The following is a 13525-nucleotide window of genomic DNA, read 5'->3' on the forward strand; positions in this document are numbered from 1 at the left end:
CCCGGGTCAGTTCGCGCTGACGATGTCGTCCTGGGTGGCCCCCAGCGCTGTCACCACCCGGCCGGTGATGTCCTCGGGTACGTCGTGCGCCTCCAAGGCCGCCACCAGATGCACGACCACCTTGCCGAAGTCGTCAGCGGTGATGCCGCGGCCCTTGTGCGCGTCGGCCAGCGCCGGACCGTCGTACGAGACCGGGCCGCCCATCACCTGGGAGACCAGTTGCACCTGGTGCCGCTTGAGCCGGGCCAGATCGCTGTCCGCGAAGTAGCCGGACAACTGCGGATCGGCGAGGACATTGCGGTAGAAGAGATCTACCACCGAGGCGATCGCCGGAGCACCGCCGACCGCCTGGTAATCACTGTTCCCCGTCGTGCTGGCCTGTGTCTGCTCGACCACGGCGCAACCATCTCCAAACCATCGATATGGGTCCCCGAGCGTAACGATCCGAGCACCAACTGGCGCCGAGGTCAAGTTGAGGCTACGGAATTGCCACGATCCGTCCGATCTTCGTGACAGTCGGTTTGGCCGCTCCGATCCGGGGTATTAGAGACTGACTGGTCCGTATTCAGAAAGGTGCCTAAGGCAATGATCAGTGGTACTGCGCGAAGGCGGCGATGATCTCGTCCGGGTCCTCGTTTGTTGCCAGAAGCAACCGAAGCAGCACCCGCGCCTTGTAGGGGTCGAGGAAGCCGGCGTCGATCAGGCCGCGCTGCAACAGGTCGGACTCCGAGCCCACGGACCGGTAGGTGTTGCGTAGTACCGAGCCGGCTCCGGTCCGCGACGTCAGGACGACCGGCATCGTCGCGGCCAGTTCGCCGAGCACCGGCGCGAGCGCGGCCGGCACGTGCCCTACGCCGAAGGCGGCGACGACCAGACCCTGGTGTGTATCGCGCAATCCCTGCAGCAGCAGGCCGTCGTCGTCCATCGTGACGGTGTAGAGCGCTACCCGGGTCGCATCGAGCGTGGCCGGCTCAGCACTGCCGTGTACGCCGTCGAGGCGTAGTGGACGCGTGAGGACGCGGACGCTGTCCTCGACCACATGACCGATCGGACCGGTGTTGGGGGAGACGAAGGTCGCCGTACTCGTGCTGTGCGTCTTGCGCACCCACCGGGCAGCGTGGATCTCGTCCTTGAACACGACCAGCGCGCCGAGGTCGCGGGCCGCGGGGGAGCAGGCGACGCGGAGTGCGGCCAGCAGGTTCGCGGGGCCGTCAGGGCCGGCCAGCTTCGGATTGCGCATCGCACCCGTGAGCACGAACGGCTGCGGATGCGGCCAGACCTGGTCGACCAGGAACGCGGTCTCCTCCAGAGTGTCGGTGCCTTGAGTGACCACGACACCGGTGGCACCGGCGGCCACGGCCTTCGACGCCGCGTCGACGACCTCGAGCATTTTCGCGGCGGTCAGGTTGGCACTCGGCACTGCCTCGATGTCCTGGATCTCGACGGGCCGGCCCAGCTCGGAAAGGCCGGGGACGGCGGCGGCCAGCGCCTCGCCGGTCAGCCGGTGGCCGCCGGCCATGGCGATCGTGCCGCCCAAGGTGAACAATGCGATGCTCACTACCAGTTCCTCCTCAGTCACACGGACTGCCGCAGCCTACTGGCTATCGTGTGCGGGCCCGGACGTGCATGCGTTCCCCTTGCGGGCCGTACAGGCACAGCGCCTCGGTCGGCCCCGGGCCAGGGTTGCCGAACCAGTGCGGCACCCGCGTGTCGAACTCCGCCACCTCGCCCTCCTTCAGCACGAAGTCCTGGTCGCCGAGCACCAGCCGGAGCTGTCCGGACAGCACATAGATCCAGTCGTACCCCTCGTGCATCTTCTGCTGCACGTCACCGCCGGGGTAACCCTCCGGCAGGATCTGCTTGAACGCCTGCAGCCCACCCGGGCGCCTGGTCAGGGGGATGTGCACTGTGCCGTTGTGCCTGATCGGCTTGGCGTGGATCCGCGGGTCACCGGTCGGCGGTGCGTCCACCAGTTCGTCCAGCTGCACCTGGTGGGCCCGGGCGAGTGGCAGCAGCAGTTCGAGTGTCGGCCGCCGTTGCCCGGACTCCAGCCGGGACAGCGTGCTCACCGAGATCCCGGTCGACTCGGACAGCTGGGCCAGCGTGGTGCCGCGCTCGACCCGCAGCGCGCGCAACCGCGGCCCGACCGCTTCGAGAACGTCGTCGAGAGTGTCCATGTTGCCATTGTGGCAAACAAAGTTGTCGAAAACGAAAATCATCGCGGATCCTCGGAGCATCAGCGAGAGGAGCCGGAGATGCAGAAGTACGACGTGATCGTGATCGGCGGGGGAGCAGCCGGGCTGAGTGGGGCGGTGGCGCTGGCACGCTCCCGCCGGTCGGTGCTGGTGATCGACGACGCCACGCCCCGCAACGCGCCGGCCGAGGGTGTGCACAACTACCTGACCCGCGACGGCATCCCGCCGAGTGAGCTGACGGCGATCGGTCGCCAGGAGGTGATCGGGTACGGCGGTGAGGTGGTCACCGGCACTGTGACCACGGCTCACCGGGACGGCGACTTCACAGTCGGTCTTGCGGACGGTACGACGTACCAGGGCCGGCGACTGCTGGTGACGACCGGGCTGGCCGACGTGTTGCCCGACGTACCCGGGTTGGCGGAGCGGTGGGGGAAGGACGTGCTGCACTGCCCGTACTGCCACGGCTGGGAGGTGCGCGACCAGGCGATCGGCGTACTGGCGACCAGTGCGATGGCGCTGCACCAGGTGCAGATGTTCCGGCAGTTGAGTGACGACGTCACGCTGTTCCTGCACACGGCACCGGAATTGACCGAAGAGCAGTGGGAGGAGCTCGCCGCGCGCGGAATCGCCGTAGTACAAGGAAAAGTCGAGCAGCTCGAGGTGGAGGACGGCAAGTTGACCGGAGTCCGGCTGGAGGGCGGCACCGTCATCCCGCGGCGGGCTCTTGCGGTCCAGACCACAGTGCGGGCGCGGGCGAACTTCCTCGCCGACCTCGGTCTGGAGCCGACCGTCCGCGAGGCCAACGGCGTCGAGATCGGCACGGCCATCGCGGTCGACGCGAGGGGTGCGACCGAGGTGCCGGGAGTCTTCGCGGCCGGCAACGTGACCGATCCGATGGCCCAGGTGATGTCGTCCGCGGCCGCCGGCCTGATGACCGGCGCCGGTATCAACTTCGACCTGATCACCGAAGAGACGCGTCTGGCGGTAGCAGCGCGGAGTAGTTGAGGAGTTGAATAGGGGCGGGAGGGTGGATGCGCGAGACGGTCGACCCGGACTTCGCCTCGTATGTCGATGCGCGGCAGGGCAGATGGCTCCGGACGGCGTACCTGGTGTACGGCGATCTGGAGCGAGCCGAGGAGGCACTTCTGCGCGCCTTCACACGGTTGTCGCTGCGCTGGACCAAGGTGGACGACCCTGATGCGTTCGTCCAGCGGATGCTCTACCAACCGGCGCTGACGCGCTGGAGCCGGGTGAAGGCGTTCCCGGACGAGGACGACCCGGTCAAGCTCGCACTTGCCGACCTGACGCCGGTGCAACGGACAGTGCTCGTGCTGCTGCACCTCGAGGAGCTCACCGAGTACGAGGTGGCCGACGTACTCGGCATCTCGTACACGGCGGCGCACACGCACGGGCTGACGGCCTTCAGCCGCTTCAACAAGGCGCTCGGGCTGGGGGACTGGCGTGACGCGGACAGGGGTGAGGCGCGGTGAGGCGGGAGGACGTCCAGCCGATGCTCGCCCGGGCGGTCGGTCGGCTTCCGGAGCCTGACTTGGCCGACGCGGCCTGGGCGGAGGGCGTCGCCATCCGGCAACGCCGGCGCCGCAGTGTCCTCGTCGGACTGGTGGTCGTGGTCCTCGTCGCCCTCATCGCCGCGATCGGGTTCGGAGTCAACTCCGGCAAGGGGGCTGAACTCGTCCCACCGACCACTCCGCCCACGAACCCGGCTGACTACGTCGCACCGGCCGGACAGATCGCCGGGATCGACTACTGGGTGGCCCCGCCGCCCGGGAGTGAGCGCTTCCTCGACCGGCTCGAAACCCCGCTGGGCGACAGTCTGCAGTTGCCCAGCAACGCAAAACCGTTGTCCGAGCACCCGATCGACCGGATTGCCGCCGTCGTGCTGGAGAAGCGTGGCGACACGTACGAGCCGCTGCTGCTGGGCGCCGATTCCTCGTGGTCGCGTGCCGACGTGCAGTTGGTGCCGATCGCCACCGGCTCACCGTTGAGCCCGGGCTCCGTGTCACCCGACGGCCGGATCGCCGCGTTCCCGCAGCCGGGGGAACTGGTCACGGTCGACGCCGGGACGGCGGAGGTCAGCCACCACGACGTACCGGCCGAAGACCTCCGCAGCGTGTCCTGGCTCGGAGACGCCCAGCGCGTACTCGTCAGCGGACCTGGTGTGGCCTACCGCGTCCTGGTGGGCGAGGGCGGGTTCGGCGAGGGACCACTGGTCAAGGTCAACGGGGCCAAGGACGCTGATGCAGTCACGGCGCCGTTCCGGCTGGATGGCGGGGCCGTGGGTCGGTACACGGTCAGCGGACAGTGGATCGAGGACCGCGCTCTGGCGCTCCCGGTCCGGTTCTGGGTCGGCCAGACCTTCTCGACGAGCAGCATCGCCGCTCGGCTCTTCGTCTCCGACAACCTTCGTCAAGTCCCGACGAAGGTCTCGCTACCCCAGGTCCTGGCGGCTATCTCCACGCTGCGCGCGCAGCCCAGTCGCCTGCTGGTGCTGGGCGAGCCGGTCACCGGGACGCCGAGGACGCCCCTGGCCGCGGGCGACCGCGCCTATGTGCGCGAGCCCGGCTGTTGCTCCGTACTGGGCTGGTACGGCGACGGCACTCCACTGCTGCAGGTCCGAGGCTGGGTCTTGGCCTGGGACCTGTCCTCAGGCAGAGTGCGGCGAGTCACCGAACTCGGCGTGGACGGTCTGGCTGTCGGACCAGGCATCCGACCCTGAACCGTCCTTCAAGATGGCCCGCAAGGTGATATCCACCAGGCGGTCCGCGTCTTCGGGCAGCGGCATCGGCTCCCCGGTCAGCGCGCGGATGACGAATACTCCGGCGAGCCACTGGACCATCAGCACCGGATCCGCGGCGGCCCGGATCGGCTCGCCCCGGTCCCGGGCCCGGTCCAGGGCGTCCCTGGTTTGCTCGATCCGGCGCCCCAGGAAGTCGCGGTAGATCGCGGCGGACCGGACATCCCGGTTCGCCTCCGACACCGCGAGGCGGATCAAGGCAAGTCCCCTTTCACTGTTCACGAAGGTCAGTGCGTACCTGTAGACCTGGCGCAGATCGCCGGCGATCGAGCCGGTGTCGGCATCCGGGATCTCCAGGTCGAACAGTTGGGCCATCGCGTCGTTGGCGAGCAGCTCTTTGCTCGCCCAGCGTCGATAGATCGTCGCTTTGCCGACTCCCGCGGCCTCGGCGACGTCGTCCACCGTCATTCCGTCGAATCCCCGCTCGAGGAGCAGTTTCAGGGCGTACTCGCGGATCCTCGGCTCGGCGTCGGGGTCTCGTGGTCGGCCGCGGCGCGGCCTCACATCGTGGTTGGTCTCCATTTCTCGTCCCCAGGTCGGACGGGTGCAGTGGCGCGGCTGCTGGCCCGTGTGGTCCAGGCCAGAGTGCCACATGTTCGCCGATGTCACCTCGATGTCACCTGGGAGGGCGCTTTGTCACATGCCTGAAACAAACGGACCGATCGGCTGAAACGGCGCGCCGACACCGTTTGCGGTGTGGCTGAGCGCGGGCTCCCCGGCGTTGTGGAGTCTCCCGACCGAGGACGCCGGCCACCCCCAGAACGATGGAAGGGATGACGTTGATGGAGATCAACGCCGGCGATACCGCCTGGGTCTTGGCAAGCGCCGCCCTGGTGATGCTGATGACACCAGGCCTGGCTTTCTTCTACGGCGGCATGGTGCGCATGAAGAGCGTGCTGAACATGATGATGATGAGTTTCATCACCATCGCCGTCGTCACCATTTTGTGGGTGCTGGTGGGTTACTCGTTGACCTTCACCGGTGACACCGGGCATGTGGTCGGTGACCTGTCCGAGGCCGGCCTGAAGGGCCTGATCTCGCCGGACGCGGTCAGCGGGTCGCTCCCGACGCTCGCCTTCGTCGCCTTCCAGCTGATGTTCGCGATCATCACGCCGGCGCTGATCTCGGGTGCCATCGCGGACCGCGCCAAGTTCCGTGGCTGGATCGTGTTCGTCGTCGGCTGGACGTGCCTGGTGTACTTCCCGGTCGCGCACTCGGTCTGGTACCTGAACGACGGCAACGGCGGCTGGATCGGCGACAAGCTCGGGGCGGTCGACTTCGCCGGTGGTACGGCGGTGCACGTGAACGCCGGTGCCGCCGCGCTCGCACTGGCGATCGTGCTCGGCAAGCGGATCGGCTGGAAGAAGGACCCGATGCGGCCGCACAGCCTGCCGCTGGTCATCCTCGGCGCCGGCCTGCTGTGGTTCGGCTGGTTCGGCTTCAACGCGGGCTCCGCGCTGAGCGCGGGCACCACCGCCGCGGTCACCTTCGTGAACACCCAGGTCGCCACCGCAGCAGCGGTCATCGGCTGGCTGATCGTCGAGCGGATCCGGCACGGCAAGGCCACCACACTGGGGATGGCGTCCGGTGCGATCGCCGGCCTGGTCGCGATCACCCCGTCATGTGGCGCGGTCACCCCGGTCGGGGCGATCATCCTCGGCCTGTTCGCCGGTGCCATCTGCGCCTTCGCGGTGTCGCTGAAGTACAAGTTCGGCTTCGACGACTCCCTCGACGTGGTCGGCGTGCACCTGGTCGGCGGTCTGTTCGGCTCGCTCGCGATCGGCTTCCTCGGTACGGCGGCGGCCCCGTCGGGCGTCAACGGCCTCTTCTACGGCGGCGGTCTCTCGCAGCTGGGCAAGCAGGCGCTGGCCAACCTGGTGGTCGCTGTCTACTCCTTCACGGTCGCCTTCATCCTGGGCAAGGTCATCGACAAGACCATCGGCTTCCGGGTCACGGAGGACGACGAGGTCACCGGTGTCGACCAGGTCGAGCACGCCGAGACGGCGTACGACTTCCTGGGCGGATCGGGTCTGCGCGGCCACAACCCCCTGGCCAGGCCGAGTGCCGGGGCCGAGACCGACAATGGGACCACCGAGACGTCCGAGAAGGAAGGTGCGAACGCATGAAGCTGATCACCGCGGTGGTCAAGCCGCACAAGCTGGAGGACGTCCGGGCCGCGCTGGAGACGTTCGGCGTCACCGGCATGACGGTCACCGAGGCGAGCGGCTACGGCCGGCAGAAGGGCCACACCGAGGTCTACCGTGGCGCCGAGTACGAGGTGGACCTCGTCCCGAAGGTCCGGCTCGAGGTCGTCGTCGAGGACGGTGACAGCGCGGACGTGGTGGACGTGATCGTCAAGGCCGCGCAGACCGGCAAGATCGGCGACGGCAAGGTCTGGGTGACCCCGGTCGAGACCATCGTCCGGGTCCGGACCGGAGAACTGGACGGAGACGCCCTCTAGATGGTGAACCGAGCAGAACAGCGGCGCGCTCGTGCCGAGGAGGCCGACGCGCTGCTGTACCTGCTCCTCTCCAAGGCCTGTGACGCCCTCGGTGTACCTGCCGAGGGCGTCGCGCTGGTCGCGGTCGGCGGCTACGGCCGGGAGGAGCTGTCGCCGTACAGCGATCTCGATGTGATGCTCGTGCACGTCGAGGGGTACCCACGGGTGGACGAGCTGGCCGCACAGATCTGGTATCCGCTGTGGGACTCGCGGACCAAGCTGGACCACAGTGTCCGGACCCTCGCGGAAGCGCGGCAGGCAGCAGCCGATGACGTTCGCGTCGCGCTCGGCCTGCTGGATGCGCGCCACGTCGCGGGGGACTCGCACCTCACGCTGGAGCTGAGGTCGGTGCTGATGGCGGACTGGCGGCGTACCGCTCGCTCCAGGTTGCCTCAGCTGGCCCAGGCCTGCCGTGACCGCGCCTCGACCGTCGGAGAGCTCGCGCATCTCGCCGAGCCCGACCTGAAGGAGGCGTACGGCGGCCTGCGAGATGCCGTCGTACTGCGCGCGTTGGTGGCGTCGTGGTTGGTCGACGTACCGCATCCGGTCGTGGAGCGGGCGCGGCTGGACCTGCTGAACATTCGCGACGAGCTGCACACGGTCGCCGGTCGTTCCACCGACAGACTGGTGGCCGACCTGGCCGGTGAGGTCGCAACCGGGCTCGGTCTGTCCGGGCGGGACGAATTGCTGCGGCACGTGTACTCGACCGGCCGCACGCTCGCGCATGTGTGTGACGTGTCTTGGCGACGGGTCGAGAGCCTGATGACCAAGCCGCCGCGGTCCAGGCGCCGGCAGCGGACCGGTGGGCCGTTGCTGCTGGCACTCGATGAGGGAGTCGGTCAGCACGAGGGTGAAGTCGTGCTGATGCCGGATGCGCGGCCGGAGCGCGACGCAGTACTCGGGCTGCGGGCTGCCGCGGTCGCCGCCGATCGTGAGCTCGTCCTGTCGCCTGCTGTGTGCGCGCGATTGGCGTCGTCCGCTGCCGACCTGGGTGAGCCGTGGCCGGGTGAGGCGCGGCGGCTGCTGTGCGCGCTGCTGGGTGCGGGCAGCGGACTGCTCGAGGTGTGGGAGGCGCTGGACCAGGCAGGCTACATCTCGCGGATCCTGCCCGAGTGGGACACAGTGCGGTTCCGGCCGCCGCAGTCGGCGGTCCACCGCTTCACTGTCGACCGGCATCTGCTGGAGACGTGTGTCGAGGCGTCCAAGATGGTGCGCGACGTACGGCGGCCCGACCTGTTGCTGGTCGCCGCACTGCTGCATGACTTCGGGAAGGCGGTCGACGGCGACCACAGTGTCACCGGTGCGGTCATCGCGGGGCGAGTGGCTCGGCGGCTCGGCTTCGTCGACGCGGATGCGGACACGATCGCGCTCCTGGTCCGGCAGCACCTCATGCTCGCCCAGGTCGCCACCCGCCGGGATCTCGACGACCCGATGACGGTGGACCTGGTGGCCGGGATCGTCCGCACCACCGAGACGCTGGATCTGCTGGAGGCGCTCACGTACGCCGATGCCCGGGCCGCGGGTCCGGCTGCGTCGTCACCGTGGCGGATGCGGCTGGTCGGTGAGCTGTGTCGGCGCGTCCGCGGTGAGCTGTCCGGGGGAGGGGAGGGGATGTGGACCGACGCTCCGCCGATCCCCGTACCGGTTCTGCACCAGGTGGTCGGTGTCGGGCGGCTGGGGCTGACAGTGACCGAGCATCACGGTGACGTGCGGGTCAACGTCGCCGTACCTGACCAAGTGGGCACGCTGTCGACCGTTGCCGCCGTACTGGCTGTGGAGCGGCTCGCTGTGCGGTCCGCGGTCATCACGTCCGTTGAAGGCCTGGGCATCTCGCAGTGGACCGTCGCTGGATCGCCGCCCGACCCGGTGCGGTTGCGTGACCGACTCGCTGTGGCACTGCGGGACGACACCGATCTCGTACGGCGCTTGGCCGCGCGCGACTCGTCGGCTCTGAAGCAGCGGGTGGCCAGCCGGGTCGATCTGTTGCCTGGCGCTTCGGAGACGGCGACTGTGCTGCAGGTGCGGGCTCACGACCGTCCCGGCCTGCTGTACGACGTCACGGCGGCCATAGCCTCGACCGGTGCCGACATCCGCTCCGCCCATGTCAGCACGCTGGGTGCCGAGTGTGTGGATGTCTTCTACCTCACGGACGACCATGGCTCGCCGCTCGAGGACGAGGACGCGCGGACGACGGCAAAGTCGGTACTGGATCGCCTGACCTTCTAGTCTCGGCTGTGTGCATGTCGTAGAGGCGCTTCAGCGCCAGGCCGTTGCTTGTGAGGACCTCGGGTCGCCCATGTACGCCGAACTGTGCCGGCTGATCGTGGACGACTACGAGGTGGGCGGTCCGTCGGTCGAGGTACTGGCCGGGTATGAGGACCGATCGTTCGGTGAGGCGATCGGACTGCGATTGCTGGGTGCGGTGCATGGGCTGGTGCTGGCGGGGGAGGTGCCCGAACTCGCCGCGTTCTACCCGAGTGTCGGCGGGGTGTGGGATCCGGTCCTGGGGTGGGAGGCGTTCGCTCAGGTCCTGGAGTCACGGTCCGGGGAAGTGCGGTCGTTGCTGACGCAGCCGCCGCAGACCAACGAGGTGGGCCGCGCGGCCGCGCTCTATGGCGGTCTGCTGCAACTGGTTGAGACGGTGCCGCTGCCGGTGCGGCTGTTCGAGATAGGGGCCAGTGCTGGGCTCAACCTGCGGGCGGACCGATTCCGGTACTTGGCGGATGGGACGTCGTACGGTCCGGCTGACAGTCCCGTGGTGTTCGAGTCGGCGTGGACCGGGCGGACTCTGAAGCCGGCGCCGCTGCGGATCGCGGAGCGGGTGGGGTGCGATATCGCGCCGGTGAACCCGCTGACGGAGGAGGGTGCTCGTACGCTCACGTCGTACGTCTGGCCCGACATGGCCGAGCGGCTGGAGCGGTTGCGTGGTGCGCTGGCGATCGCCCGGCAGGTGCCGGCCGACGTACGACGGGAGGGCGCTGTCGCGTTCCTGCGGGGGATGGAGTTGTCACCGGGGCATGTGACCGTGGTGTGGCACTCGATCATGTGGCAGTACTTGCCCGCGGACGATCGGGCTGCTGTGGAGGAGCGGTTGGCGGAGCTTGGCTCGGAGGCGTCCGAGTCTGCTCCGTTGGCGCGGCTCCGACTCGAACCGATGCGACGCGGTGAGTCGTACGAGTTCGTGGTCGAGCTGCAGACCTGGCCGGGCGGGGAACGGCGGATCCTGGGGCACGCCGAGCCGCACGGGCAGGGGCTGGTCTGGGTCAGCTGATGGACGCCACCAAGGTGTCCGTCAGCTCGGCCGCGTAGACGCCGTCGGGATCCAGATCGGGATCGTAGATGCCGATGTCGATCCCGATGCATGTGGGGGACGCGAGCAACGGTCGGAGCAGGGCCTGGAGTTGGGCGTGGTCGATGCCGCCCGGGTCGGGACTGTCGACGGCGGGCATCACCTCCGCGTCGAGGATGTCCACATCCAGGTGCACCCAGAACCCGTCGAGCTCGTCTCGCTCCAGGTGCTCGAGGACTCGAGTCGCTGCCCGAGCGGGATCCGCCGCGATCGTCAGCGCCGGCCACACCGGGATCCCGGCCTTCTCGACGTCCGCGACGTACTCGTCGTCTTCCCGGATCCCGAGCAGCGCCGCGTCGGTGTCGAGGGTGTAGGGGCCGAGGTCCTCGAGGTTGGTGAGATCCGCCTGTCCGCGCCCGGTGACCAGTGCGAGCGCCTCGCCTCCCGCGGCCCCGACGTACGGCGAGTTGTCGACCGTCCGGAAGTCCGAGTGGCCGTCCAGGTACACCACGCCGTACCGCCCACGCCGCTTCATCGCCAACGCCGGCCCCAGCAGGTTGCTGCACTCACCGCCCAGCAACACCACGAACCGCCCCTCGTCGAACAACTTCGTCAACCGATCCGCCAGCTTCACCGTGTACGACGCCATCCCACCCGCGTTGAACACGCCATCGCCCGGCTTCCACCCGGCCCGGTCGTACCGCGGCGGCGTGACACACCCCGCATCCATCGCCCCGATCCGCCCCACCAGCCCACAGTCGCGCAGCGCCCCCGCCAGCTTGTAACACCCCGGCACCGCCCCCACCACCGGAGCCCGCAACCCCAGGTTGGACGGCCCGTCGACCACCACCCGCGTCTTCCCCACCGCAAACCCCTAACCTTTAACCCTCCAATAACTGGTTAGATCCTGCCGACCCGGCCCACCCCTGTCAACGACCGCGCCGCCGGAGCTGTCCAGGGGAGCTGAGGGTGTGTACGCCCAGGTAGACTCGGGGAGTTGTCCGGGGACATTGGCTCTACTGAAGAAACGGACTGTTTCTCGTGTTCGACACGCTTTCCGATCGGCTCTCCACCGCGTTCAAGAATCTGCGGGGCAAGGGCAAGCTGACTGATGCCGATATCGACGCGACCACCCGGGAGATCCGGATCGCGTTGCTGGAGGCCGATGTCGCGCTGCCGGTGGTGCGGGAGTTCATCGCGGCGGTCCGGGAGCGGGCCAGCGGGGCCGAGGTGCGCGGCGGGCTGAACCCGGCGCAGCAGGTGATCAAGATCGTCAACGAGGAACTGGTCAACATCCTCGGCGGCGAGACCCGTGAACTGCGGATGGCGAAGCGGCCGCCGACGGTGATCATGCTCGCCGGTCTGCAGGGCGCCGGTAAGACCACCCTGGCCGGGAAGCTGGCCAAGTGGCTGAAGGAGACCCAGCACCAGACGCCGATGCTGGTCGCTGCGGACCTCCAGCGGCCGAACGCGGTGACCCAGCTGCAGGTGGTCGGCGGGCAGGCCGGCGTACCGGTGTTCGCGCCCGAGCCGGGTAACGGCGTCGGCGACCCGGTGGACGTCGCCCGCAGGGCGATGGACGAGGCGCGGACCAAGCAGCACAGCGTGGTGATCGTCGACACGGCCGGCCGGCTCGGTATCGACGAGGACATGATGAAGCAGGCCGCGGACATCCGCGACGCGGTGCAGCCCGACGAGGTGCTGTTCGTCGTCGACGCGATGATCGGCCAGGACGCGGTGACGACGGCCCGGGCCTTCGAGGACGGTGTCGGTTTCGACGGTGTTGTGCTGACCAAGCTCGACGGTGACGCCCGCGGTGGTGCCGCGCTGTCGATCGCGCAGGTCACCGGCCGCCAGGTGATGTTCGCCTCGAACGGCGAGAAGCTCGAGGACTTCGACGTCTTCCACCCCGACCGGATGGCGTCCCGCATCCTCGGCATGGGCGACGTGATGAGCCTGATCGAGCAGGCCGAGCGCTCGTTCGACGCCGAGGAGGCCGCCAAGACCGCGGCCAAGCTGCAGAAGCGCGGCGGCAAGGACTTCACGCTGGACGACTTCCTCGCCCAGATGCAGTCGGTCCGCAAGATGGGCCCGCTGACCAAGATCTTCGGCATGCTGCCCGGTGCGAACCAGTTCAAGGACCAGCTGGAGAACTTCGACGAGCGTGAGATCGACCGGATCGAGGCGGTCATCCACTCGATGACCCCGGCCGAGCGGACCGATCCGAACATCATCAACGGCTCCCGCCGGGCCCGGATCGCGAAGGGTTCGGGCACCGAGGTCGCCACCGTCAGTGGCCTGGTCGAGCGGTTCTTCGAGGCGCGGAAGATGATGTCCGCGATGGCCTCCGGCAAGGGCATCCCGGGGATGCCCGGCATGCCGGGGATGCCAGGTGCCGGCGCAGGCGGCGCGCGGAAGGCCAAGCAGCAGGCGAAGAAGGGCAAGAAGCGCGGCTCCGGCAACCCGGCCAAGCGGGCGAACCAGGGCACCTCCCAGCCGGCCGCCCCGCAGCCCGGCCAGCTGCCGGCCGCGTTCGGCGGCGGCGGCCAGGACGGCGACTTCGAGCTGCCGGACGACCTCAAGAAGATGCTCGGGGGCAAGTGACCCCCTACGTCGCTGATGTCGGAATTGTCATCTGATCAGCTGACGCCGCGGCGCCCGGTCCGGCCTATGGTGGTGGACGGGGAGGGGGAGTGAATTCTGGCTGACGTGGGGATGAACACGGC

The 13525-nt window shown here is 68.7% G+C and carries 13 protein-coding genes; 8 read left to right on the forward strand and 5 right to left on the reverse strand.

The genetic code is table 11. The features are described from left to right. Positions 1-6: 6 nt before the first annotated feature. The 3 genes from OG876_RS26985 to OG876_RS26995 all read right to left on the reverse strand — a co-directional run bounded on the left by OG876_RS26985 (position 7) and on the right by OG876_RS26995 (position 2177). Entirely contained in the window at positions 7-396 is a 390-nt protein-coding gene (locus tag OG876_RS26985; protein WP_328519432.1) for a group I truncated hemoglobin, read from the reverse strand. A gap of 193 nt (positions 397-589) precedes the next feature. Further along, complete coding sequence (locus OG876_RS26990; RefSeq protein WP_328519433.1) at positions 590-1558, reverse strand: asparaginase; 969 nt, start codon at positions 1556-1558, stop codon at positions 590-592. A 43-nt stretch (positions 1559-1601) separates the two neighbouring features. Further along, positions 1602-2177, reverse strand: a complete 576-nt coding sequence (locus OG876_RS26995; protein WP_328519434.1) for a helix-turn-helix transcriptional regulator — start codon at positions 2175-2177, stop codon at positions 1602-1604. Positions 2178-2255: 78 nt separating this feature from the next. On the opposite strand from OG876_RS26995, the gene OG876_RS27000 reads away from it, so the two are divergent. The 3 genes from OG876_RS27000 to OG876_RS27010 are packed head-to-tail and all read left to right on the forward strand — an operon-like array spanning position 2256 to position 4932. Further along, the gene (locus tag OG876_RS27000) at positions 2256-3200 is read left to right on the forward strand and encodes an NAD(P)/FAD-dependent oxidoreductase (protein ID WP_328519435.1); all 945 of its coding nucleotides are present in this window, start codon (positions 2256-2258) and stop codon (positions 3198-3200) included. A 26-nt stretch (positions 3201-3226) separates the two neighbouring features. Continuing rightward, entirely contained in the window at positions 3227-3685 is a 459-nt protein-coding gene (locus OG876_RS27005) for a sigma factor-like helix-turn-helix DNA-binding protein (protein WP_328519436.1), read from the forward strand. Continuing rightward, positions 3682-4932 carry a hypothetical protein gene (locus OG876_RS27010; protein WP_328519437.1) on the forward strand — a complete coding sequence of 417 codons (1251 nt, stop codon included), beginning with the start codon at positions 3682-3684 and terminating at the stop codon, positions 4930-4932. Before OG876_RS27005 ends, OG876_RS27010 begins: the two co-directional genes overlap by 4 nt. On the opposite strand, the gene OG876_RS27015 is transcribed toward OG876_RS27010, so the two are convergent. After that, positions 4861-5532 carry a TetR/AcrR family transcriptional regulator gene (locus OG876_RS27015; RefSeq protein WP_328519438.1) on the reverse strand — a complete coding sequence of 224 codons (672 nt, stop codon included), beginning with the start codon at positions 5530-5532 and terminating at the stop codon, positions 4861-4863. The genes OG876_RS27010 and OG876_RS27015 overlap by 72 nt on opposite strands. Before the next feature lie 251 nt (positions 5533-5783). Here OG876_RS27015 and OG876_RS27020 point away from each other — a divergent pair, with 251 nt between their 5' ends. Genes OG876_RS27020 through OG876_RS27035 form a run of 4 tightly spaced genes read left to right on the forward strand, consistent with a single transcriptional unit; the run spans position 5784 to position 10781 of the window. Next, positions 5784-7136 (forward strand): ammonium transporter, encoded by a 1353-nt coding sequence (locus OG876_RS27020; RefSeq protein WP_328519439.1) that lies wholly within the window; start codon positions 5784-5786, stop codon positions 7134-7136. Further along, entirely contained in the window at positions 7133-7471 is a 339-nt protein-coding gene (locus OG876_RS27025) for a P-II family nitrogen regulator (RefSeq protein WP_131346991.1), read from the forward strand. The genes OG876_RS27020 and OG876_RS27025 overlap by 4 nt, the downstream gene beginning before the upstream one ends. Continuing rightward, a complete protein-coding gene (locus tag OG876_RS27030; RefSeq protein ID WP_328519440.1) occupies positions 7472-9736 on the forward strand; it encodes a [protein-PII] uridylyltransferase in 2265 nt (754 codons plus the stop codon). Positions 9737-9746: 10 nt separating this feature from the next. After that, positions 9747-10781, forward strand: a complete 1035-nt coding sequence (locus tag OG876_RS27035) for a DUF2332 domain-containing protein (RefSeq protein WP_328519441.1) — start codon at positions 9747-9749, stop codon at positions 10779-10781. Here the strand turns inward: OG876_RS27035 and OG876_RS27040 are convergent. Continuing rightward, positions 10774-11664 (reverse strand): arginase family protein, encoded by an 891-nt coding sequence (locus OG876_RS27040; RefSeq protein ID WP_328519442.1) that lies wholly within the window; start codon positions 11662-11664, stop codon positions 10774-10776. The genes OG876_RS27035 and OG876_RS27040 overlap by 8 nt on opposite strands. Before the next feature lie 176 nt (positions 11665-11840). Between OG876_RS27040 and ffh the strand changes: the two genes are divergently transcribed. After that, entirely contained in the window at positions 11841-13403 is a 1563-nt protein-coding gene (ffh, locus tag OG876_RS27045; protein WP_328519443.1) for a signal recognition particle protein, read from the forward strand. Positions 13404-13525 lie beyond the last annotated feature (122 nt).

It is taken from the genome of Kribbella sp. NBC_00359 (assembly GCF_036097425.1).
GTDB lineage: Bacteria > Actinomycetota > Actinomycetes > Propionibacteriales > Kribbellaceae > Kribbella.

Excerpts from the sequence above, each read along its gene's own strand:
- OG876_RS26995 (WP_328519434.1), bottom strand. The coding sequence starts at position 2,177 with ATGGACACTCTCGACGACGTTCTCGAAGCGGTCGGGCCGCGGTTGCGC.
- OG876_RS27000 (WP_328519435.1), top strand. The coding sequence starts at position 2,256 with ATGCAGAAGTACGACGTGATCGTGATCGGCGGGGGAGCAGCCGGGCTG.
- OG876_RS27005 (WP_328519436.1), top strand. The coding sequence starts at position 3,227 with ATGCGCGAGACGGTCGACCCGGACTTCGCCTCGTATGTCGATGCGCGG.
- OG876_RS27015 (WP_328519438.1), bottom strand. The coding sequence starts at position 5,532 with ATGGAGACCAACCACGATGTGAGGCCGCGCCGCGGCCGACCACGAGAC.
- OG876_RS27020 (WP_328519439.1), top strand. The coding sequence starts at position 5,784 with ATGACGTTGATGGAGATCAACGCCGGCGATACCGCCTGGGTCTTGGCA.
- OG876_RS27025 (WP_131346991.1), top strand. The coding sequence starts at position 7,133 with ATGAAGCTGATCACCGCGGTGGTCAAGCCGCACAAGCTGGAGGACGTC.
- OG876_RS27030 (WP_328519440.1), top strand. The coding sequence starts at position 7,472 with ATGGTGAACCGAGCAGAACAGCGGCGCGCTCGTGCCGAGGAGGCCGAC.